Raw genomic sequence first — 20,217 nt, forward strand, 5'->3', positions numbered from 1 at the left:
CCTGCAATTACACACTGGGAGCCAAGGCGGCCCGCATTTTCTGCATGGCTTTGGCTTCAATCTGGCGGATTCGCTCCGCAGACACGCCCAGTTCGCCAGCGAGATCATGCAGCGTGGCGGGGTCTTTTTCCCGCAACCAGCGGGCTTCAATGATGCGGCGGCTGCGTGTGTCCAGGCCGGATAGCGCCTGTTCCAGACCTTCCCCGCGCAAACGCGTGTTCTCTTCAGCTTCCAGCAACTGCCGAGGCTCTGAACCATCAGTAAGATAAGCGATGGGGCTGAATGCCTCATCGTCATCCTCATCAGATAAAGGTTCGAGGGAAATGTCCCTTCCGCTGAAGCGGGTCTCCATTTCCACCACTTCTTCGACCTTGACGCCCAGCTGCTTGGCCATCGCGCTGACCTCTTCCGGATTCATGGTGTCCAGCACCGGCTTCATGCTGCGCAGGTTAAAGAACAGCTTACGTTGCGCTTTTGTGGTGGCAATTCTTACCAGCCGCCAATTACGCAGTATGAATTCGTGGATTTCCGCCTTGATCCAGTGCACTGCAAACGATACCAGTCTCACGCCGCGTTCGGGATCATAGCGTTTGACCGCTTTCATAAGGCCAATATTGCCTTCCTGAATCAAGTCGGCCTGGGGTAGGCCATACCCTTTATAACCGCGAGCAATGGCGATCACTACGCGCAAATGCGACAGCACCAGTTGGCGGGCTGCGTCGATGTTATCTTCATCCCTCAGGGACCGCGCCAGACGAATCTCTTCTTCCTGAGAAAGAATTCCGAAGCGGTTGGCAGACTGGATGTAGCTTTCGATGCTGCCGGCTGAAGGTATGGCTAAAGCGAAGTTCATGTATCCCCCTGGTTTCTCATGAAGTTAACCTATTCCAATAAGAGCGTCAACAGTTTTGAAAGTTCCTCTCGCATAGTTTAAGTTGATGAATTATCTCGGTTCTACTTGCGAGAGATGATTCGCGACCGATAACCAGGCTCCCGCCCAGCCAAGCCCTGCCGAGAGAAGCAACAGGCTCAGGCTATCCTCGAGAGAGAGGTGATAGAGACGAAAATTCACCTCGTACAGTTGCAACAAATCCTTCAGTTGGTCATCCGTGAGATAAATTCCCGCAGAAATGATAAGCCATGCTGCAGCACCGCCAACCATCCCTTGCAAGGCCCCAAAATACAGAAAAGGGCGCCGAACGAAGCCTGTGGTTGCACCGATCAGCTTCGCAACCTCTATTTCATCTTGCATCGTCAGGATTTGCAGACGTATCGTATTAAAGGCTACGGCTATCAGCGAAAAGCTCAGCAGCGCGCCAAGCAATAACACCGCCAGATGGCCCAGCTTGAGCAAGGCATCCAGCCGCTTGGCCCAAGCCGAGTCAACCTGCGCGTATTCGACCTGCGGCAATTGCCCCAGTTCCATACGCAATGCTTCCAGCCCTTCGGGCGTAAGCGCTCTCGTACTGACAACGAAAGCGTCCGGAAGCGGATTTCGCTCGAGGTCATTCATTACATCAGCCAGCCCGCTTTCCTGCTTGAGTTGATCAAGGGCACTATCCTTGGAAACGAACTTGAAGCTTGCCACAGGAGGGTGTTGTTCCAGGTACGATTCGATTTTCGCCACGTCATCCTTATCTGCGTCCAGCCTGAGGAACAGGCTCAATTGCGGCGCTCCCGAAACTTGACCGGAGAGGGCCTGGAGGTTTTCAAGCAGCACGTAAATTCCGGCGGGAAGACTGAAAGCGATTCCGATCACGGCAATGCTGAGCAGGCTACCAAGTGGCGCACGCCCCAGCCGTTTGAATGCAAGAGCGAGAGCGTGCAAGTGATGGAAAAGCCAAACGTTCATGTCGCCAGCTCACCATGATTGAGTGTCAAAATGCGCTGCTGCATGCTGCCCAGCAGCTCGACGTCATGGGTAGCTATCAATATCGCCACGCCCACCTGATTGAACGACACGAACATGTCCATGATATCTCTCGCGTAATCGGCGTCAAGGTTGCTGGTTGGCTCATCCGCGATGAGGATGGAGGGCCTGTTGACTATGGCGCGTGCAATGCACAGGCGTTGTTGCTCACCCCCTGAAAGCGTGATGGGCCAGGCTTTTTCCCTGTTCAGCAAGCCTACCTTGTCGAGCGCAGCGCGTACCCGTCGGGTCGCTGCCTTGGAACCAAACCCGCTTATTTGCAGGGGCAGCAGTACATTCTGGAAGACATTGCGGTCGAACAGGATTTTTTGATCCTGGAACACCAGCCCGAGATTGCGCCGCAGAAAAGGAATTGCACCGCCCTTAAGCGTGCTGACCTTCTGGCCGTTGACGATAATGCTGCCCGAGGTAGGGCGCTCGATGGCCGCAATAAGCCTCAGCAGCGTAGTCTTGCCCGCGCCCGAATGGCCGGTAATCAGGGCCATTTCACCTGCCTCAAGGCTAAAACTGATATTCTTGAGTGCTTCGTAGCCGTTCGGATAACGTTTATAGACTTGGCTGAAGCTAATCATTGATTGCTGGAGTTATACCGTTGACCCGAATTTCCACTCGCTTGGTTCTCTCAATCAAAAAGTGCCTCGACAAATTCACTTGCGACAAACGGCCTCAAATCATCAAGGCCCTCACCCACGCCAATAAAACGGATGGGTAGTGGCGTTTTTTTCTGGCGTTGCCTGGCGATAGCGGCGATTACCCCCCCTTTTGCGGTACCATCGAGCTTGGTGACGATGAGTCCGGTAAGACCCAGTGCGTCGTCAAAGGCTTGCACCTGAGCAACCGCGTTCTGGCCGGTGTTGGCGTCAAGCACCAGCAGCGTTTCATGAGGGGCGCCCGGCTCGGCCTTGGCGATGACGCGCTTGACTTTCTTGATTTCCTCCATGAGATGCAGTTGCGTGGCTAGCCGCCCGGCGGTATCCGCGAGCACGATATCGATGCCGCGTGCTTTCGCGGCATTAACCGCATCGAATATCACCGCAGCCGGATCGCCCTTTTGCTGGCCGCTATTCTCCTGGGCGATAACGGCGACATTGTTGCGCTCGCCCCAGGCTATCAGTTGTTCACGTGCGGCGGCACGAAACGTATCGCCGGCAGCAAGCAGAACGGTCTTTCCCTGTAACTGAAAATAATGGGCAAGTTTTCCGATGGAGGTAGTTTTCCCCGCGCCGTTCACGCCAGCCAGCATAATGATAAAGGGCTTGCTCGTATTCGGGTCGAGAGGCTGCACCAGTGGCTCAAGTAAGGCAGCGAGGGCTTCCTGCAATGCCCCCTTGAGTTGCGCCGCGTCGGTAAGGCCTTTCCGTTTGACTTCGCTGCGCAGTTCGCCAAGCAGCCACGTGGTTGCATTTACGCCAGCATCCGCGGTGAGCAGTATCGTTTCCAATTCCTCATAGAGCGCGTCATCTATTTTACCACCGCCGAGCAGGCCGGACAGGCGTCTACCCAGGTTATCCCGGGTACGGGAGAGCCCCTGCCTGACTCGCGCCGACCAATTCGTTGACGCGGGTTCCGCAGGGGCAGCGCTATTTTTGGATTTAAAGAAACCTGGCATTCTGGTAGGCTGTCAATATGAGTCAAAATTCATGCTTGGAAATTGCAAGACGATCTGTTCCCAATTTTATTCCGTTTACCCGGACTTAGGTTATTAAAAAAATGATGATTTGTCGTCGTGTTACTGTTCTTTCATCTGCCTTCCGGGCTATTGCCATGGTATTCGGGATGGTATTCGTTTCGCTGGTTTCGGCAAGCCCCATCGCTGTCACGCAGGAGGCTACTACGCATGAGTACAAGCTCGGCAACGGGCTTAAGCTGATCGTCAAGGAAGATCATCGCTCACCGGTGGTAATCTCGCAAATCTGGTACAAGGCGGGAAGCATTGATGAAGTAAATGGCGTTACCGGCGTGGCCCATGTGTTGGAACATATGATGTTCAAGGGTACGAAGAAATTTCCCGGCAGCGAATTTTCGACGCTGATCGCGGCGGCAGGCGGACGCGAGAATGCTTTCACCAGCCGCGATTACACCGCCTATTTCCAACAGTTGCATAAGTCCAGGCTGCCGCTGGCGATGCAATTGGAATCTGACCGGATGCGCAACCTGGTGCTGACAAAAGAGGAGTTCGCCAAGGAAATCGAAGTGGTGATGGAGGAACGACGACTCCGCACCGATGATCAACCGCGCGCGCTGGTGTATGAGAAAATGACCGCGACTGCTATCCAGTCGCATCCTTATCGGCGCCCCGTAATAGGCTGGATGAACGATCTGGAGAACATGAGTGTCGGCGATGCGCAGGAATGGTACGACCGCTGGTACGCACCCAACAACGCCATCCTGGTCGTGGTAGGCGACGTAAATCCGGGAGAAGTCTTTGCTTTGGCACAAAAATATTATGGACAGATCAAGTCGCGCACGCTATTGCCACTGGATAAACGCAAGCCCCAAGTCGAGCCGAAGCAGCTGGGCATCAAGCGGCTTACGGTAAAAGCCCCGGCACGGCTGCCATACCTCGCGATGAGTTATCACGCCCCGGTATTACGCAATCCCGCGACCGATTGGGAGCCTTATGCGCTGGAGATGCTGGCTGGCGTGCTTGATGGCAACGAATCGGCGCGGCTCAACAAGGAGCTGGTGCGCGAGCGGCACATTGCGAGTTCGGCAGGTGCAGGCTACGACTCAACCGGGCGTGGTCCCGGCATGTTTTATATCGATGGCACCCCGAGTGAAGGTAAAACCGTGGCCGACCTGGAAGCTGCCTTGCGTGGAGAAATAGAAAAACTTGTGCGTGACGGCGTAACCGACGAGGAACTTGCGCGGGTCAAGGCCCAGGTCGTTGCCAGCCACGTCTTTCAGCTCGATTCGATGTTTGCTCAGGCGATGCAGATCGGCCAGATGGAAAGCATTGGATTGTCATATCGTGACGTGGATACGATGTTAAAAAAGCTGCAGGCTGTTACTGCCGAGCAAGTGCGTGACGTAGCAAGAAAATATTTGATGGATGACAGTCTGACAGTTGCCATACTGGACCCCCAACCGCTGGAACAGAAGCCTCCCTCTGCTGCACCCGCCGGGTTGAGGCATTGATGCTGCAACCTTGATCTGTTCGTTTCCTGTCCTGAATTCGAAAAGCGCTTTTTTAGAGAGGCTGCGATGCATGTGATGCGCTTGATATTTTTCCTGTTTTTGGGTGTATTTTCCCAATGGGCTTTTGCCACCCTGCCGATCCAGCATTGGCAAACTTCTTCCGGTGCCCGGGTATATTTCATCGAAAGCCGTGATTTGCCGATACTCGACATCAGCATTGATTTCAGCGCGGGCAGCAGTACTGATACCCGCGACAAATCCGGCCGCGCTGCCATGACCCTGCATTTGCTGGATCTTGGCGCAGGCGGGTTAAGCGAAGATCAGATTGCAAAAGGGTTGGCCGATATCGGCGCTCGACTCAATAGTCATTTTGACCAGGATCGCGCGGGCATTGCTTTACGTACTTTGAGCAGTGCGCGTGAGCGCGAGCAGGCGCTGGATATATTCCGTCGGGTCATACAGCACCCCGAATTCGACGCGAAAGTGATGGAGAGGGAAAAAGTCCGTGCGATTGCGGGATTGCGCGAAGCGGATACCAAACCGGGCACCATAGCTGACCGTACGTTGATGAAAATGCTATACGGCGACCATCCATACGGTCTACGCGGTTCGGGTGAAATCGATAGTGTGAGCGCGCTGCAGCGCGAAGATCTCGTGAATCTATATCGGTCTCTCTATTCCGCTCCAGACGCAGTGGTGTCCATCATGGGAGACATGAGCCGTGCGGAAGCGGAAGCCCTTGCGGAATCGCTAACGAAAGAGCTTACGCAAGAAAAGTCCCCCTATAGTCTGCCGGACGTGGCAGCGCCGGTTGCGGATATCAAGAGAATTGCTCATCCGGCCACTCAAAGCCATATCCTTATCGCTTATCCCGGACTCCGCCGCGATGATCCCGATTATTTTCCGCTGCTCGTGGGTAACCACATCCTCGGCGGCGGCGCATTTACCTCGCGCCTGATGGAAGAAATTCGCCAAAAACGTGGATTGGCTTACAGTGTTCATAGCCAATTTTCACCGCTGAGAAAAAAAGGACCATTCGAAATCGGCTTGCAAACCAGGAAAGATCAGTCGGAGGAAGCGCTCGCGCTGACGCAGAAAGTGCTGGCGGATTTTGTCACTGGCGGGCCTACGGAAAAAGAGCTTACCGCAGCCAAGCAGAACATTATCGGCAGCTTTCCGTTGCGCATAGACAGCAACAAGAAAATTATCGGGTACCTGGCAATGATCGGTTTCTACAACCTGCCTCTAACCTATCTGGATGATTACGTTAAATCAGTGGAAAAAGTAACCGTTCCCCAGATCAAGGAAACGTTTCAGCGCCGCATCAATCCAGCGGGAATGGTCACTGTTGTGGTGGGGGCCGAGGAAAAAAAATAGATTTCATAGTGAACCGTACTTTCACCTAACAGCCTGTCCAACTTAAAGAATCGCAGCGAAAAAGCGGCGAAATATGAATCGGCCAGACGGCTTTTGCAGCGATTGCTTTAAGCCCGACAGGCTGCTAGCAGCGGTTTTCCGTTTTTCAGCACTGCATGATGAGAAATAAAATACGCGTCATAGGTGGCGTATGGCGCAGCCGCATAATTACTTTTGATAGTTTCGCAGACCTCAGGCCGACCCCCGACCGTGTACGCGAGACCGTTTTTAACTGGTTAGGGCAGGATATGAGCGGGAAACACTGCCTTGATCTGTTTGCAGGCAGCGGGGCGATGAGTTTCGAGGCTGCGTCACGTGGGGCGACGCGTGTGGTAATGGTGGAGTCCGACCCCGGCGTAATGAAGACGCTGAAAATCAATATGCAGAAGTTGGGAGCAGAACGAATCGAACTGATATCGATGGATGCGTTAAAATTCCTCGATTCCGATAGGCGCCAGTTTGACCTGATTTTTCTTGATCCTCCTTATCGGCTGGGCCTGCTACCCAGACTATTATCGAGCCTGCATTCCCATCTTTCGGTCAGCGGGCTGGTTTATATAGAGAATGACAGCCTCCCGGAGGCGGACGCGGATGATTGGCTGGTGTGGCGCCAAGGGCAGGCCGGCAAGGTTCGTTACCAACTACTAAAATCAAAAAAGAATGGATAAAGCGGTATACCCTGGTACGTTTGACCCCATTACACGCGGTCACGAGGATTTGGTTCGGCGGGCGTCGGGCCTGTTTGATCGAGTGGTGGTCGCGGTAGCGGTGAGCAGTGGAAAAAAACCCTTCTTTACGCAGCATGAGCGCGTGGAAATGGTGCGTGAGGTACTGGCGGACTGCCACAACGTCGAGGTGACCGCATTCTCTGGCTTGTTGATGGAATTTGCGCAACAGCAGAATGCGAGGGTTATCTTGCGGGGTCTGCGCGCCGTATCCGATTTCGAATATGAATTTCAGATGGCAGGGATGAACCGCAGCATATATCCCGGTGTCGAGACCATGTTTTTAACGCCATCGGAGCAATACATGTTTATCTCCGCCACCATTGTGCGGGAGATCGCGCAGCTGGGCGGAAGCGTGGACAAGTTTGTGCACCCGTTGATTGCCGAGCAGTTGCGCATCAGAATCAAAACCTAATCCTTGAGGTCGGCATGGCTTTAATGATCACTGACGAATGTATCAATTGCGACGTTTGCGAGCCGGAATGTCCCAATGATGCCATTTCCCAGGGGGAGGAAATCTATGTGATAGATCCCGCCCTCTGCACCGAGTGCGTCGGACACCACGAAGTCTCGCAGTGTGTGGAGGTATGCCCGGTGGACTGCATCATCCTCGACCTGGACATTACTGAGACGAAGGAACAGCTGTACGGAAAGTACCTTGCTCTTATCGGGCGCGCGCAGCAAGTTCCTCAGGAATAGGGTAGCGTCTCGGCCCAAAGATTGCAGTGCCTACGCGCACCATGGTCGCGCCTTCCTCAATGGCGATATCAAGATCCTCGGACATACCCATTGAGATCGTATCGACGTCATAGCCAGCCTGCTTCAGCTGATCGTAGGCTTCCCTCACCATGCGAAACTGGCTGCGTTGCAGTGCGGTTGCTCTGGTAAGCTCGGGAATAGCCATTACGCCCCGTAGTTTCAGGTTGGGCAACTCCACAACATGCGCCGCCAGGTCGAGAATCTCCTCGGGCGCTATGCCACTCTTGCTATCTTCTCCGCTCACATTTACTTGCAGGCATATCTGAAGGGGAGGCAACGACTCTGGCCGGTCTTTCGACAAGCGGTCGGCTATCTTTTTCCGGTCTACGCTATGCACCCAGGCAAAATTTTCTGCTATGCGTTTTGTTTTATTGCTCTGTATCGGACCGATGAAATGCCACTCGATCGGAAGATCGGCGAGCGCTTCGATTTTTACCAGCGCTTCCTGGAGGTAGTTTTCTCCGAAAATAGTCTGTCCGGCGGCAAAGGCTTCACGCAGAGATTCGGGAGGATTGGTTTTGCTTGCGGCTAACAGCGTAATAGCTTCAGGTTGCCGTCCTGCCGTGCTCGCAATATCCGCGATATGAGCTCTTATTTTATGCAAGCCCAAGGCGATGGTTGTGGTATTTGGTTCCATTCTGACTTTTTATTTACCGGTTACTCTGGGCGATTGACCCATGAGAATTTAAAAAATGGTTTGAGAGAGCAGGAGCATAGTAGAACTACTCATCTTTACGGTCAAGCCGCCACGCGCGGGAGAACCCAAAATCGGCTCGCTATTCATCTTCGGCTTTCCACGTCCACGGGTTGAGCAATCGAACCTCGCTCGACTCAAAATCGGCCAGGTTTCGTGTGACGACAGCCATTCCATGCACCAGCGCAGTTGCTGCTATCAGTCCATCTCGGACCGGCCGAGGATCGGGAATATGAAGTCTTGCGCTACGCTGCGCAACGGCAAAATCGATGGGCAGGATGCGGCCGGCAAATGCCGGTATAACGTGGCTATCCAGCCATATCCTGAACACAGCACCTTGCGCGGGGTCGCACCGCTCAGCCAGTAATACACCAATTTCCAGTTCCTGAACGGTGATTGCCGACAAGTACAAATCAGCAGCATCAACACTTTCCGCCCAGCTTGCAACTTTCGCATCAGCTTTGCCGAGTCGAACCTTTCTTAACTCGGAAACAACGTTGGTATCAAGAACAAACATCAGGAAAAGTGCGCAGCTTGAGCAAGGTCCTGGAGTTGCGGAATCTCGAATGTAGCGTCTTCAATACCGGGCATTGCCAGAAGGTCGGCAATTTTCTTACGCCCCCCGATAATCTTGCGATAATCCTCGATGCTAAGCAGCACATGCGCGGGCCGGCCGCGATCCGTAATGAAAACCGGGCCACTCAAACTGGCTCTCTTCGCTTTGCTGGCGTCCTGGTTGAACTCCCGGCTGGATAACGTCGTGATAGTCATTCCGCACCTCATTAATCTCTTAATGTATGTACGTTACTACAATGTTCAAGCCAGTACAATAATTCGCGAAAAGAACCCTTCTTTTGCTAACGCTCAAACGGACATAAAGTAATAATCGCGCCGAATAGCTGCTTCATATCGGGTTGGATATAGCATAGCGGAGGGGGGGAATGCTTGACGAAAAAGAATAACCCACGAGACGCCGTCCTCGACGGTAACCGTATAGGAAAAAAGCGTGGCCGAGGCAAAGTGTTAATAGGTTTTCCGGTCCACTTCTCCCCGCTATGAGCCCTGGGGGAACGCTTCCGCCATATCAGTAAATGACTTTGACATTCTCCGCATCGAAATGCGCTGATAGCGACTGCAGGAGATTATCCTGAAGACGTACACGCCAGGCATCGCCCAGTTCAAGCTCGCACATAGCATCCCGGTTGTGATAAACGACCCGCACAGGGCAGGACAATTTATCGTCGTCTTTCGTATTACCGGAATTGCCGTTATTTGTGCTGTGACGATGAGGCGCAAGCAATTCCTTCAGTTTTATGGCGTTCGATGGACCATTGCCATTGCAATGAAGCTCCATACGCTTGGCGAAGCGAGTGCGAGCGCTGTTCAAGTCATACAGCTGGTCGGCGGTAATGCGCAGCGTGCTGCCATACTCATCATCGCCGCCTCTGCCGTTCACTTTGGCCTCAACTATCAGCAGCTGATCTTCTTTCAGCCATGTCCGCACAGACTCGAATAATTCGTTGTACACGACCAGTTCCACCCGTGTGCTGCCGTCGTCCAACACAATCACTCCCATTCTGCCCCGACGGGTCACCTGCGTGCGTATAGCGTAGACGATTCCCGCCAGTAACTGTATTTCCCGCTGGGAGTTCAATCGATCCAGGCGGGTGCGTACAAATGGTTTCAGTTCTTCCGCATACGCGTGGAATGGATGCCCGCTCAAGTAGAGGCCTAATGCCACCTTTTCATTTTTCAACTTCTCCTTTTCCGGCCAAGGCGGCACGTTGATCAGGCTCGGCCCGGTGTCGCTATCAGCTTCGCCAAACAGGCTTACCTGATTGACTGCGCGATCCGCCTGTTCCGCGGATTCAAGCGCGATACCGACCGAGGCCAGCAGGCGGGCCCTGTGAGCGTTGACCGAATCAAAGGCGCCGGCACGGATGAGCGATTCCATCACGCGGCGATTGACAATGCGCTTGTCGACCCGTTGGCAGAAATCGAACAAATCGCTAAAGGGCCCGCTTTTGTCGCGCACCTTGATAATCGCTGCAATAGCGGAGCTCCCCGTTCCTTTTATCGCGCCAAGACCATATCGGATGGTTTTTTTGTCTACGGGAACAAAGCGATAGTCGGACAGGTTAATATCGGGCGGCAACATGATAAGCCCGTTGGCCACGCTGTCCTCGAAGAACGAATTCACCTTGTCGGTATCATCCATATCCGCGGACAAGGTGGCAGCCATGAACTCCGCTGGATAATGTGCCTTGAGGTAGGCGGTCTGGAAGGCGATCAAAGCATAAGCTGCGGCATGCGACTTATTGAATCCGTAACCCGCGAATTTCTCCATCAAATCGAAGAGTTCGGCGGCGATACGCTCGGTCAAGCCGTTCTTGGTCGCTCCCGCAACAAAGATGTCGCGATGCAAAGCCATTTCCTCAACCTGTTTCTTGCCCATTGCCCGTCGCAGCAGGTCGGCGGCGCCGAGGCTATATCCTCCTATCACCTGGGCGATTTGCATCACCTGTTCCTGATAAACCATCACCCCATAGGTAGGCTCAAGTATGGGCTTCAGCCGTGGATCAAGGTATTCCACGCGCTTGCCATGCTTGCGTTCCGTAAACTCGGGGATCAGCGCCATCGGTCCCGGACGGTACAATGCCACTAATGCGATAATGTCCTCGAAACGGTCAGGCCTTGCCTTCTGCAGCAAATCCTTCATGCCGCGCGACTCGAACTGGAACACGCCCACGGCATTGCCCTGCCGTAGCAGGGCGTAGGTGGCCGCATCGTCCAAGGGCAGATTTTCCAGGGAAAAGGAGTCGGAATGCCGAATACCGGACTCGGCAGCAGGCTTGCTTGCATCGGTTGCGATTGGTGCGGATTCTTCTTCCGCAGCGTCGCGATTACGCTGCCTGATGTATCTGACAGTCCAGTCGAGTATGGTCAAGGTCCGCAGCCCCAGGAAGTCGAACTTCACCAGCCCGATTTTCTCCACATCGTCTTTGTCGAGCTGGCTTATTACCGACTCGCCCGAATCTGTACAGTAGATGGGGCAGAAATCGGTGATCTTTCCCGATGCAATCAATACACCGCCGGCGTGCATCCCGACATTACGTGTGAGCCCTTCAAGCCGTTCAGCCAGTTCCAGCAGATTACGCACCTCTTCTTCGGCCTGCGCCCGCTCATTCAGCTGCGGTTCCTCTTCACGTGCTTTTTTGAGGGTCATGCCGATTTCAAACGGCACCAGCTTCGCCAATTGGTCGACAAAGCTGTACGGTAGATCCAGCACGCGTCCAACGTCACGCACCACCGCCTTTGCCGCCATCGTCCCGAAAGTGGCAATCTGGGAAACACTCTCAGCGCCGTATTTCTGTTTTACATAGTCGATGACATTTTCGCGTCCGTCCTGGCAGAAATCGATATCGAAGTCAGGCATGGAAACACGTTCCGGATTGAGAAAACGCTCAAATAGCAGGTCATAGCGAAGCGGGTCGAGATCGGTAATACCCAGCGAATAGGCCACCAGCGAACCCGCGCCGGAGCCCCGGCCCGGCCCTACCGGCACGCCATTGTGCTTGGCCCAATTGATGAAGTCGGCGACGATCAGAAAATACCCGGCGAAACCCATCTGTATGATGACATCAGCTTCGAAATCCAGCCGGGCGTAATACTTGGGCATTTCCGCGTCACGCTGGACGGCATCCGGAAAAAGCGCATTCAGGCGCACTTCCAGACCTTCTGCTGCCTGGGTACGCAGATACAGCTCCAGGCTTTCACTATTGGGTGTGGGAAACAGTGGCAGGCGATTGACCCCCAATTCGAGCGCGAGATTGCAGCGCTTGGCAAGTGCCACAGTGTTGGCCAGTGCGGATGGGATGTCGGCGAACAATTCGGCCATTTCAGCCTGAGTTTTAAAGTATTGCTCTTCGGTGCAATTCTTTGGACGTCGGCGATCGCCCAACACATAGCCTTCTGCGATACAGACCCGCGCCTCGTGCGCCCGATAGTCTTCAGGATTCAAGAACTGAACCGGGTGTGTCGCCACTACCGGCAAACGCAGGGCAGACGCCAACATCAGTGAGCGTTGCACCAGAGCCTCTGCATTGGGATGTCCTGCCCGCTGCACTTCGATATAGAAACGGCCGGGAAAAAGGTCAGCCCATTCTCGTGCCAGCTGCTCCGCCTGATCGGGATCGTTCTGCAGCAGCATCAGGCCGATTTCGCCAGAGCCTGCTCCCGACAATGCGATCAGCCCCTCTGCTCCACTTCCCCCATCAATTCGCTCAAGCCAGGATTTCCTGACTTCTGCGCGTCCACGGTGCTGGTTTTCACGGTAGGCACGCGACAGAAGGCGGCACAACAGCAGATAACCCTGGTATGACTGGCACAGGAGCAAGATACGCCCGGGTTTGTCCCGATCGGATTCATTACTGATCCAGACGTCGCAGCCGATAATCGGCTTTATTCCCTTCTTGCGGGCTTCCTGGTAAAACTTGACCAGGCCGAACAGATTGGAAAGATCGGTCAGCGCCAGTGCCGGCATATCATCCGCTACTGCTTTTGCCACAGCCTCGTCGATTCGCACTATACCGTCTACCACGGAAAACTCGCTGTGCAGGCGCAAATGAACGAAAAATGTAGATGTAGGCATGTTGCTCAAGGGTGCTCGATATTCGGAATTAATAGCGGATTGCGGAAGCGCAGTTCCTGAATCAAGTGATCAATCAAAATAGCGTAAAAACTGAAATTCAATTTTACACCGGTGGAAGCCTTCCATTGCCCACCTCACCTTAACTCTGGCTAACTATGAACTTCTGGAACCTGAAGATGCACGAGTCACGGCAAGCAAGAAACCGAAATGCCACATGCGGATACGGATTGAGGCTGGAAAGTACAATCATCGCCAGTTATCCGTCGATAGAAGAAATCCCATTATGGGAAACAGCTGTAGCCGGTAACGGCAAGGAAAGTGTTGATTACAATGGGTGGCGTTGCGTTGTTTTACCGAGCTGCTAAGAAGCCCGGAGTTCGGATAGACTCGTTTGCGAACCGTAGTGCAGCCCAACCTCCTGCTCCCTGAAAAAACTTATAATCCTTTCCGGCAGCCACGTCAGCCTGCCGGGAAATGGCGAGTCCAGGAATCCTGCATGCCCGCCTTCTTCGGGAAACTCCAGAATGACCGCGGGTGAAGTATCTTCCGGCCGGGGCAATGCAGAAGCCGGCATAAACGGGTCGTTACGCGCATTAATCACAAGTGTTGGCACGAAGATATGCTTGAGCCACGGCTTGCTGCTGGATAGGTTCCAGTAATCTTCGGCGTCGCGGAAGCCGTGCAGTGGCGCAGTCACGATATTGTCGAACTCATATAGTGTAGTGCACGCTGCTAACGCGGCCGAATCGAACAGGCCGGGATAACGATCCAGCTTATCCAGCGCCTTGCGCTTCAGGGTATCGAGAAAATGACGGGTATAAAACAAATTGAAACCTGAAGCCAGCGTCCTGCCCGCGGCTGCCAAATCCAGCGGTACGGAAACCGTTACAACACCATCGAGTAACGCGCGGGCTTGCTTACCCTGTTCACCCAGCCATTTCAGCAAGGCATTGCCACCCAGCGATACCCCGACCGCAAAAACAGGCACAGCGGAGTTCGGATATTTGTTTTGCTCGCGTATTCGGCGGAGGACCCAACCAATTTCCGCCGAATCGCCGGCGTGATACGCGCGCGGCAATCGATTGGGTGTTCCCGAACAACCGCGAAAGTGCACCACTGCCCCACGCCAGCCCAGCCCTTGCAGCGTCCTTATGATACTCAGGACATAATGACTGCACGAGCCCCCCTCGAGCCCGTGAAATATAACGACCAGCGGCGCATCGTGTTGATTGTCCAGCCAGTCGATATCGATGAAATCTCCGTCGTCCAGTTCGCAACGCTCACGCCGGTAAGCGATCGAAGGGCGGGAAAGCAGATAGGGATAAATCGTTTGCGCATTTCCCCCTCGGAGCCATGCGGGGGCAACGTAGGGTCGGGCGCGCAATAAAGGTAAAGGGGCTTTCACATCCAGGTCCTGGCAGGCAATATCATATTCAGATGGGTGGCCACTGGATAAGCCGGTGCTACCGTATAGCGACAATTCATGCGATCAATCAATATAAGGTACTGCAAATCAATGCCGACCGTTTTATGGTCTAATTCGTGCGCAAGCGTAACCTGTTAGGCTATTATAAGGCACTTGACCTCGTATAGTTACCCCGCCCTCGCTCGCAAGGATAGCCCTGTTGACATAAGCGGCGGCTTTCAGAATTTCTCAGACTAGTGCAAAATTAGCGGGGCCGACCGCGCAATAAAACAACCAGAATCAGAAGGTTGACGAGAAAAAGAACGGCCTCTGCCCAATTAGCCCGCTTGGCCAACTCAAAAATCTCGATTGGAATATATAACCCCGCACTTATCATGCCAAATATCCAGGCCCATCGCTTGCTATGCCACAGCCCATAGGCTTCAACCAACCTCACCACAGCATACGCTATCCCGCCGAAGCCCAATGCAAGCAGTCGGGTATCGTTGAGGTTGGAAGCGATCTCCAGAAAAATTCGAGGATAACGGCTCGCGGGGTTCAGGTGGAAACGGCTGACCAACTGCTCTGCAGCCTCTTGTACATCGATATGGATGAATTTGAAAATTGCACAGGCCGTAGTGAATACCAGGATACCCTTAGCGGCTTCGAATACCGCCACCAATCGAAGGTCAGCGCTTTTGGATTTCATCAATCGCTTCAAACAGCCTTGTCTTTTCGTTAGGATTACGGATGCCCCCGCTTTTCATCTCAATGTGCCCAAAAAGATGAGCAGGGCCGATAGAAGACAAAGCAGGCCGATCAAATCTTGATATAAGTCATACTTTCGATATCAGATCTCATATTATGGTTACGCTGTCATATATGTAAATATGGCCCATTCGCGGGCGTTTGCAGCCGCGGCTGAGCTAAATGCTTATTCTAAGGGGCTATCATGAGACTAAAGTGGTTTTCAATTGTGCTTTTTTTTATCTTTTCAAGCCCGAGTTTTGCGGTTGAGAAGGACTACAAGATATGTAACGTAGGCGGCTTCTTTTCAGGGACTAACGACAAGTTCCTGAGCGGGTTGGCCGCTCACATCGCACAGAAGAAGCATATTCTCGACGACCCCATATGCAGTGCGCTATGGAAAAATGCATCCCGAATAGGCGAAAAATTATCGGAAACCAGAAGAGTCAAAGAACAGGCGGAGGAGGAGATCACGCACCAGGCTGCCGCATTCAGTGAAAAGGTATATGAGGCGGTCAGTGCGGGGATTAAATTCTAGACGGAGGGAAATCTCCCCGTATAAAGGCTACTACCAGCGAATCGTGGCCCGGGTTAAATGTGCTGGCGTTGAGGCCAACGTAGGCTTGGAAATGATTCCCCTTGTGTGAATGGCAGATAGAAGATCACGAGGAGTATGATTTTCAATACTTTGTTAAAGTATTTGTCTACAAAATAGTTATTTTTATCTAAAAAAGAAGAAAGGAGCGATAAATTACGCCCGTAGTATTGGATATGGGGTGGATCGCACGAAAGTTGTCTTCTACACATTTATTTAGTCCATAACCAGATCCTGTATTGTTCCAGCTCAAGCTGTCTTTGTCGCCGTTCGTTTTCTAGTTGGAAGATTTTCTGCTGGCCATCAAGCTGCTGCATCCGAGTATTATGTTCACTCTCCCGCTGCCTGGCGGCTTCTTCCATTCTTTGCATATCTGCTGTTCCCCGTTGTTGCTGCCACTCTTCCCCCATACTCCGGTTGCGGTCGTACGCGATAACTTCGCTCGTCAGTGCACATGCTGTTAAAGCCACAAATATAGCTTTCATAGTCTTACCTGTTTAAATTCAAAGACCGATCCTTTTTAGATACGTTAATCGCCCCTGTCGTTCTGCTGATCGTTTACGTCCAAACTGAAGCCGATTCGCAATAATTCAGGAAATGGGGATTTATAAATCGGTGCATATAAATCGAGGCATAAATACCGGGAACGGCAAATTGAGACGTTAACAGGTCAAGATCTGATGGCCAGGACTAGCCAGAAGTCAGTGGCGTTAGCTTCTGTTGGGCCTGTTTAAAAGCGTTGCTATAGTAGGTGCCGAGCAGGCATGCCACGAGCAACTCGTTATTGTCCTGAAGCCTCCAATATACTCATTTATTGGGGAGAGGCGTTCAAAAGTTGGTTTCGAGAGGGAGCACTGGTGGCGAAGGCTCTTTCCCTTCGGGACTTGTCTTCGTTAATCGAGGCACGTAATGGATTTCATCAACATCGGACTGATTGCGTTTCCCATCAATTTTTTGCTGTTGCTGGGAGCGATGCTGATCGGCTCGTTCGTCGCCAAGCGGATAGGACGGCGACAAAACGTTGATGTCGAACCGCTTCTTTGGAGAGTTTTCATTGCCTCCCTGATAGCAGCGAGACTTGTCTTCGTGATTGCTTATTTTGATATGTACCAGAACGCGCCATTGAGTATTCTGAATATTCTTGACGGCGGGTTTTCACCGGCAGCGGGTATTCTGGCTGCTGTGGCCGGCGTCATCTGGTATGCATGGCGCGTGCGAGAAAAGCGACGCCCTCTGCTGCTAGCGGCATTGACCGGAGGAGCCGCCTGGGCAGTCGGCGCGGTGGCCGCAACGGCGGTCTTTGCCGTCCCAGTGCAGATGCCACAAGCTGAGCTGGTTCGCCTTGATGGCAGTCCTGTCCAGTTTAGTTCACTGGTCGGCAAGCCGATGGTGGTCAACCTGTGGGCGACATGGTGCCCGCCTTGTATACGGGAAATGCCGGTACTGCGGGATGCACAAAAGAACAATCCGGAAGTGATCTTCGTCTTTGCCAACCAGGGTGAATCGGCCGATGCGATTCAGAAGTTTCTGGATCGGGAAGGGCTCAACCTTGATAACGTGTTGCTCGATCCCCGTATCGAACTCAGTAGCCAGACCCAGTCTCAAGGACTGCCAACAACCTTGTTCTTTGATGCAAAGGGTGCGCTGGTTGATCGTCGTACTGGGGAGTTATCAGCCGCCACGCTGGCACAAAGAATTGAGGGAATCGCGCCGCGCGACATCGACCCGCAACTCCAGTATGAACGGCCGGAAAAGAAGGATGAGGATTCAGCTGTAACCCACCAATAAATTCTATGTGGGGGAACGTACAGTGGAACGCAGCACCAAAGGCTAACATTTGCCTGGTTAATATCCATTCAGTCGCAAAGCTGGCATACCGACGATGTAACAGGGCATACATTGAGCGTGCCTGAGGAAGGCGAGCCGGTGAACCCGGATCCTGTTGTGCCTCAGCCCACTGAATCACTGCCCGATGGGCTGGTTCGCATCGTCTCCGCGCTGGTTAATTCCAAGGAATCCCCTGAGAAGGAGTGGGTTCTTTTGCTAAATACCAGCGATCGCCTCATTTCGATGGAGGGATGGCATTTGGCCGACAAGCAAAAAGCCAGGATGCCGCTAAGCAGCACACTTGACCCCGGCGTAACGCTTCGTGTCGATATTAAACCGCGAGTGGCCTTACCCAATAAGGGATACATCATCACGTTGCTGAACCAGAATGGTTTGAAGGTGCATGGCGTGTCCTACACAAAGCAACACGCGAAGCAACACGAATCAGCCTGGCTGGACAATTGTTTTTTAGGTAAGTTGTTATGCGGATTATCCAACAACTTGGTAATTTAACCACGCAGGCGATCGCAGGTACGCATGTGGTTCTGCTTGGCTGGAGCATGACCAAAGCTAACTCTCACGACGTACTGGGCTTTGCGATCCACCGTACGGATCACACCGAAAATGAAGCATATTGGCTGGAAGGGACGAAAGTGTTTGTGGAAACCGATCCTGGCACCAGCAAGGCATCATTACGCTCCCATCCGGTACAGGGGTTCACCTGGTCCGATTTTAGCGCGAAACCCGGGCACGACTATACCTATCGCATAATTGCCCTGAAGGGTTCGCCTAAGAGCCTAATGGAAGAGGATGAGATCTCCGTTCGTGTACAGACCGAAAAAGAAGACAGCGGCCAACACGAGGTATGGTTCAACCGTGGGGCCGCAGCCAGCCAGGAGTATGCTTATCGCTTTAGAAACCGAAACCCTGAAGCAGTGGGAAAACCCGCTTTTGACTGGCTTTCGCGTGGTCTTATGGAAGCGCTACTCGAGTTTCTGTCGCGCGCAGAGGATAGCGAATGGCAGTTACGTGTCGCCGCCTATCAGTTTACCGATGAAGTTGTCTTGGAAGCACTAAAAAAAGCAAGTGTCCGAGGCGTTGACGTAAGAATCATTTACGATGGTCGTGACCCAGACGTTTCCAGGACCAATGATGCAGCCGTACAAAGAATTGGACTCGAGGGTTTGTGCAAGAAAAGAATCGCGAATCCAAGCGCCATCGCGCACAACAAATTTATCGTGCTATTGAAAGAGCATAAACCGCAGGCAGTTTTTACGGGCTCGACGAATATCAGCATCGGAGGTATCTTCGGACATTCCAACGTAGGGCATGTAGTAAACGACGGCGCGATTGCAAGCGCTTATCTGGACTATTGGAATTTGCTCGTAGCTGATCCGGATTCTGTCTCGCTGCGATCCGATGTAGAGAGGCTGACGCCAACACCCGACTCAAGCGATTCTTCGGAAAAAGGAATCGTACTCTTTAGTCCCCGCTCGGGCTTAAAACTGCTTTCCTGGTATGCGCAACAAGCCGCCGCGGCGCAGTCGATGCTGTGCATGGCCTTTGCCTTTGGCATCAATAAAGCATTTATCCCTGTATTCGAAACACCTTTTAGCGGCTTGCGTTACGGCTTGCTTGATAATGATGGCAATCGACCTGAACAGGAAGCAGAAGTGTTGCGGCTGCGGAAGTTGCCTTTTAATCGTTTCGCTATTGGCAGCACGATTCGCGTCAACAGTTTTGATAAGTGGCTAAAGGAGAAGTTGAGCGGCTTGAATACGCATGTACCATACATACACACGAAATTCATGCTGGTCGACCCACTGGGCCCAGCACCAATAGTAGTTACGGGATCAGCAAATTTCTCCAATGCATCGACCAATGCTAACGATGAGAACATGCTGGTGATAAAAGGCAACACGACGGTGGCTGACATTTACTTAACGGAATTTTTCCGGCTCTGGAATCACTACGCGTTTCGCGAGTGGGCTTCAAAGAATCAGGACAACCCCAACGTGAAACCTCAGTTCCTCAAGACGGACGATTCTTGGCGAAATATTTATTTCGGTGACACTGAACAATCACGACAAAGGGTTTTGTTCTCTGGCATGGGATTTCTTACTCCTACGTAAATAGGTTTACCCTGATTCCGGACATATCTGGTACTCAGTCGGCAAGATCACATTGCGCGTGATCTGGGTATTGGTCCCAACATGCTGAGCCGCTTGTGTCCAGAAATGAATCGAATATCAATTAGGCGGGCAAGGCGTCGTACCCATGCCTTTGGAAGAAATCCATACCGCGACGCCAGTTACGGGCTCGATGATTAT

General features: G+C 52.8%; 20 protein-coding genes. 9 read left to right on the forward strand and 11 right to left on the reverse strand.

All coding sequences use genetic code 11. The annotated features are described in order from the left end of the window. Window positions 1-7 precede the first annotated feature (7 nt). From rpoH to ftsY, 4 genes are all read right to left on the reverse strand, one after another. Window positions 8-853 carry an RNA polymerase sigma factor RpoH gene (gene rpoH, locus BLS94_RS05210; RefSeq protein ID WP_090958251.1) on the reverse strand — a complete coding sequence of 282 codons (846 nt, stop codon included), beginning with the start codon at window positions 851-853 and terminating at the stop codon, window positions 8-10. 90 nt (window positions 854-943) lie between these two features. Beyond that, entirely contained in the window at window positions 944-1,852 is a 909-nt protein-coding gene (gene ftsX / locus BLS94_RS05215) for a permease-like cell division protein FtsX (protein WP_090958253.1), read from the reverse strand. Beyond that, the gene (gene ftsE, locus BLS94_RS05220; RefSeq protein ID WP_090958255.1) at window positions 1,849-2,502 is read right to left on the reverse strand and encodes a cell division ATP-binding protein FtsE; all 654 of its coding nucleotides are present in this window, start codon (window positions 2,500-2,502) and stop codon (window positions 1,849-1,851) included. Before ftsE ends, ftsX begins: the two co-directional genes overlap by 4 nt. A gap of 50 nt (window positions 2,503-2,552) precedes the next feature. Further along, the gene (gene ftsY / locus BLS94_RS05225; RefSeq protein ID WP_090958257.1) at window positions 2,553-3,539 is read right to left on the reverse strand and encodes a signal recognition particle-docking protein FtsY; all 987 of its coding nucleotides are present in this window, start codon (window positions 3,537-3,539) and stop codon (window positions 2,553-2,555) included. Between the two features lie 167 nt (window positions 3,540-3,706). On the opposite strand from ftsY, the gene BLS94_RS05230 reads away from it, so the two are divergent. From BLS94_RS05230 to BLS94_RS05250, 5 genes are all read left to right on the forward strand, one after another. Further along, window positions 3,707-5,068, forward strand: a complete 1,362-nt coding sequence (locus BLS94_RS05230) for a M16 family metallopeptidase (RefSeq protein ID WP_090958403.1) — start codon at window positions 3,707-3,709, stop codon at window positions 5,066-5,068. A 66-nt stretch (window positions 5,069-5,134) separates the two neighbouring features. Beyond that, complete coding sequence (locus BLS94_RS05235) at window positions 5,135-6,445, forward strand: M16 family metallopeptidase (RefSeq protein ID WP_090958259.1); 1,311 nt, start codon at window positions 5,135-5,137, stop codon at window positions 6,443-6,445. 155 nt (window positions 6,446-6,600) lie between these two features. Further along, window positions 6,601-7,152: a 16S rRNA (guanine(966)-N(2))-methyltransferase RsmD gene (rsmD, locus tag BLS94_RS05240; protein WP_371130225.1), complete on the forward strand. Its 552-nt coding sequence runs from the start codon at window positions 6,601-6,603 to the stop codon at window positions 7,150-7,152. Further along, window positions 7,145-7,624: a pantetheine-phosphate adenylyltransferase gene (gene coaD, locus BLS94_RS05245; RefSeq protein WP_072768141.1), complete on the forward strand. Its 480-nt coding sequence runs from the start codon at window positions 7,145-7,147 to the stop codon at window positions 7,622-7,624. The genes rsmD and coaD overlap by 8 nt, the downstream gene beginning before the upstream one ends. Before the next feature lie 14 nt (window positions 7,625-7,638). Further along, window positions 7,639-7,908: a YfhL family 4Fe-4S dicluster ferredoxin gene (locus BLS94_RS05250; RefSeq protein ID WP_090958261.1), complete on the forward strand. Its 270-nt coding sequence runs from the start codon at window positions 7,639-7,641 to the stop codon at window positions 7,906-7,908. Here the strand turns inward: BLS94_RS05250 and BLS94_RS05255 are convergent. The 6 genes from BLS94_RS05255 to BLS94_RS05280 form a co-directional block, all read right to left on the reverse strand. Continuing rightward, on the reverse strand, window positions 7,874-8,605 hold the full coding sequence (locus tag BLS94_RS05255; RefSeq protein WP_090958263.1) for a YggS family pyridoxal phosphate-dependent enzyme: 732 nt from the start codon (window positions 8,603-8,605) through the stop codon (window positions 7,874-7,876). The genes BLS94_RS05250 and BLS94_RS05255 overlap by 35 nt on opposite strands. Before the next feature lie 139 nt (window positions 8,606-8,744). Further along, the gene (locus tag BLS94_RS05260; RefSeq protein ID WP_090958266.1) at window positions 8,745-9,179 is read right to left on the reverse strand and encodes a type II toxin-antitoxin system VapC family toxin; all 435 of its coding nucleotides are present in this window, start codon (window positions 9,177-9,179) and stop codon (window positions 8,745-8,747) included. Beyond that, a complete protein-coding gene (locus BLS94_RS05265; protein WP_090958268.1) occupies window positions 9,179-9,433 on the reverse strand; it encodes a type II toxin-antitoxin system Phd/YefM family antitoxin in 255 nt (84 codons plus the stop codon). Before BLS94_RS05265 ends, BLS94_RS05260 begins: the two co-directional genes overlap by 1 nt. A gap of 313 nt (window positions 9,434-9,746) precedes the next feature. Then, a complete protein-coding gene (gene dnaE / locus BLS94_RS05270) occupies window positions 9,747-13,313 on the reverse strand; it encodes a DNA polymerase III subunit alpha (RefSeq protein ID WP_090958270.1) in 3,567 nt (1,188 codons plus the stop codon). Between the two features lie 361 nt (window positions 13,314-13,674). Further along, a complete protein-coding gene (locus BLS94_RS05275) occupies window positions 13,675-14,718 on the reverse strand; it encodes a YheT family hydrolase (RefSeq protein WP_090958407.1) in 1,044 nt (347 codons plus the stop codon). 265 nt (window positions 14,719-14,983) lie between these two features. Next, complete coding sequence (locus tag BLS94_RS05280; protein ID WP_090958272.1) at window positions 14,984-15,427, reverse strand: DUF2127 domain-containing protein; 444 nt, start codon at window positions 15,425-15,427, stop codon at window positions 14,984-14,986. Between the two features lie 243 nt (window positions 15,428-15,670). Here BLS94_RS05280 and BLS94_RS05285 point away from each other — a divergent pair, with 243 nt between their 5' ends. Beyond that, window positions 15,671-16,003: a hypothetical protein gene (locus BLS94_RS05285; RefSeq protein ID WP_090958274.1), complete on the forward strand. Its 333-nt coding sequence runs from the start codon at window positions 15,671-15,673 to the stop codon at window positions 16,001-16,003. Window positions 16,004-16,272: 269 nt separating this feature from the next. Here the strand turns inward: BLS94_RS05285 and BLS94_RS05290 are convergent, their stop codons facing one another. After that, window positions 16,273-16,545 (reverse strand): hypothetical protein, encoded by a 273-nt coding sequence (locus BLS94_RS05290; RefSeq protein ID WP_090958276.1) that lies wholly within the window; start codon window positions 16,543-16,545, stop codon window positions 16,273-16,275. Window positions 16,546-16,969: 424 nt separating this feature from the next. Between BLS94_RS05290 and BLS94_RS05295 the strand changes: the two genes are divergently transcribed. From BLS94_RS05295 to BLS94_RS05305, 3 genes are all read left to right on the forward strand, one after another. After that, on the forward strand, window positions 16,970-17,848 hold the full coding sequence (locus tag BLS94_RS05295) for a TlpA disulfide reductase family protein (protein ID WP_090958278.1): 879 nt from the start codon (window positions 16,970-16,972) through the stop codon (window positions 17,846-17,848). 138 nt (window positions 17,849-17,986) lie between these two features. Further along, on the forward strand, window positions 17,987-18,400 hold the full coding sequence (locus BLS94_RS05300) for a lamin tail domain-containing protein (protein ID WP_143021653.1): 414 nt from the start codon (window positions 17,987-17,989) through the stop codon (window positions 18,398-18,400). Further along, the gene (locus BLS94_RS05305; RefSeq protein ID WP_090958282.1) at window positions 18,370-20,019 is read left to right on the forward strand and encodes a phospholipase D-like domain-containing protein; all 1,650 of its coding nucleotides are present in this window, start codon (window positions 18,370-18,372) and stop codon (window positions 20,017-20,019) included. Before BLS94_RS05300 ends, BLS94_RS05305 begins: the two co-directional genes overlap by 31 nt. Window positions 20,020-20,217 lie beyond the last annotated feature (198 nt).

The organism is Nitrosospira sp. Nsp18, from assembly GCF_900103145.1.
GTDB lineage: Bacteria > Pseudomonadota > Gammaproteobacteria > Burkholderiales > Nitrosomonadaceae > Nitrosospira.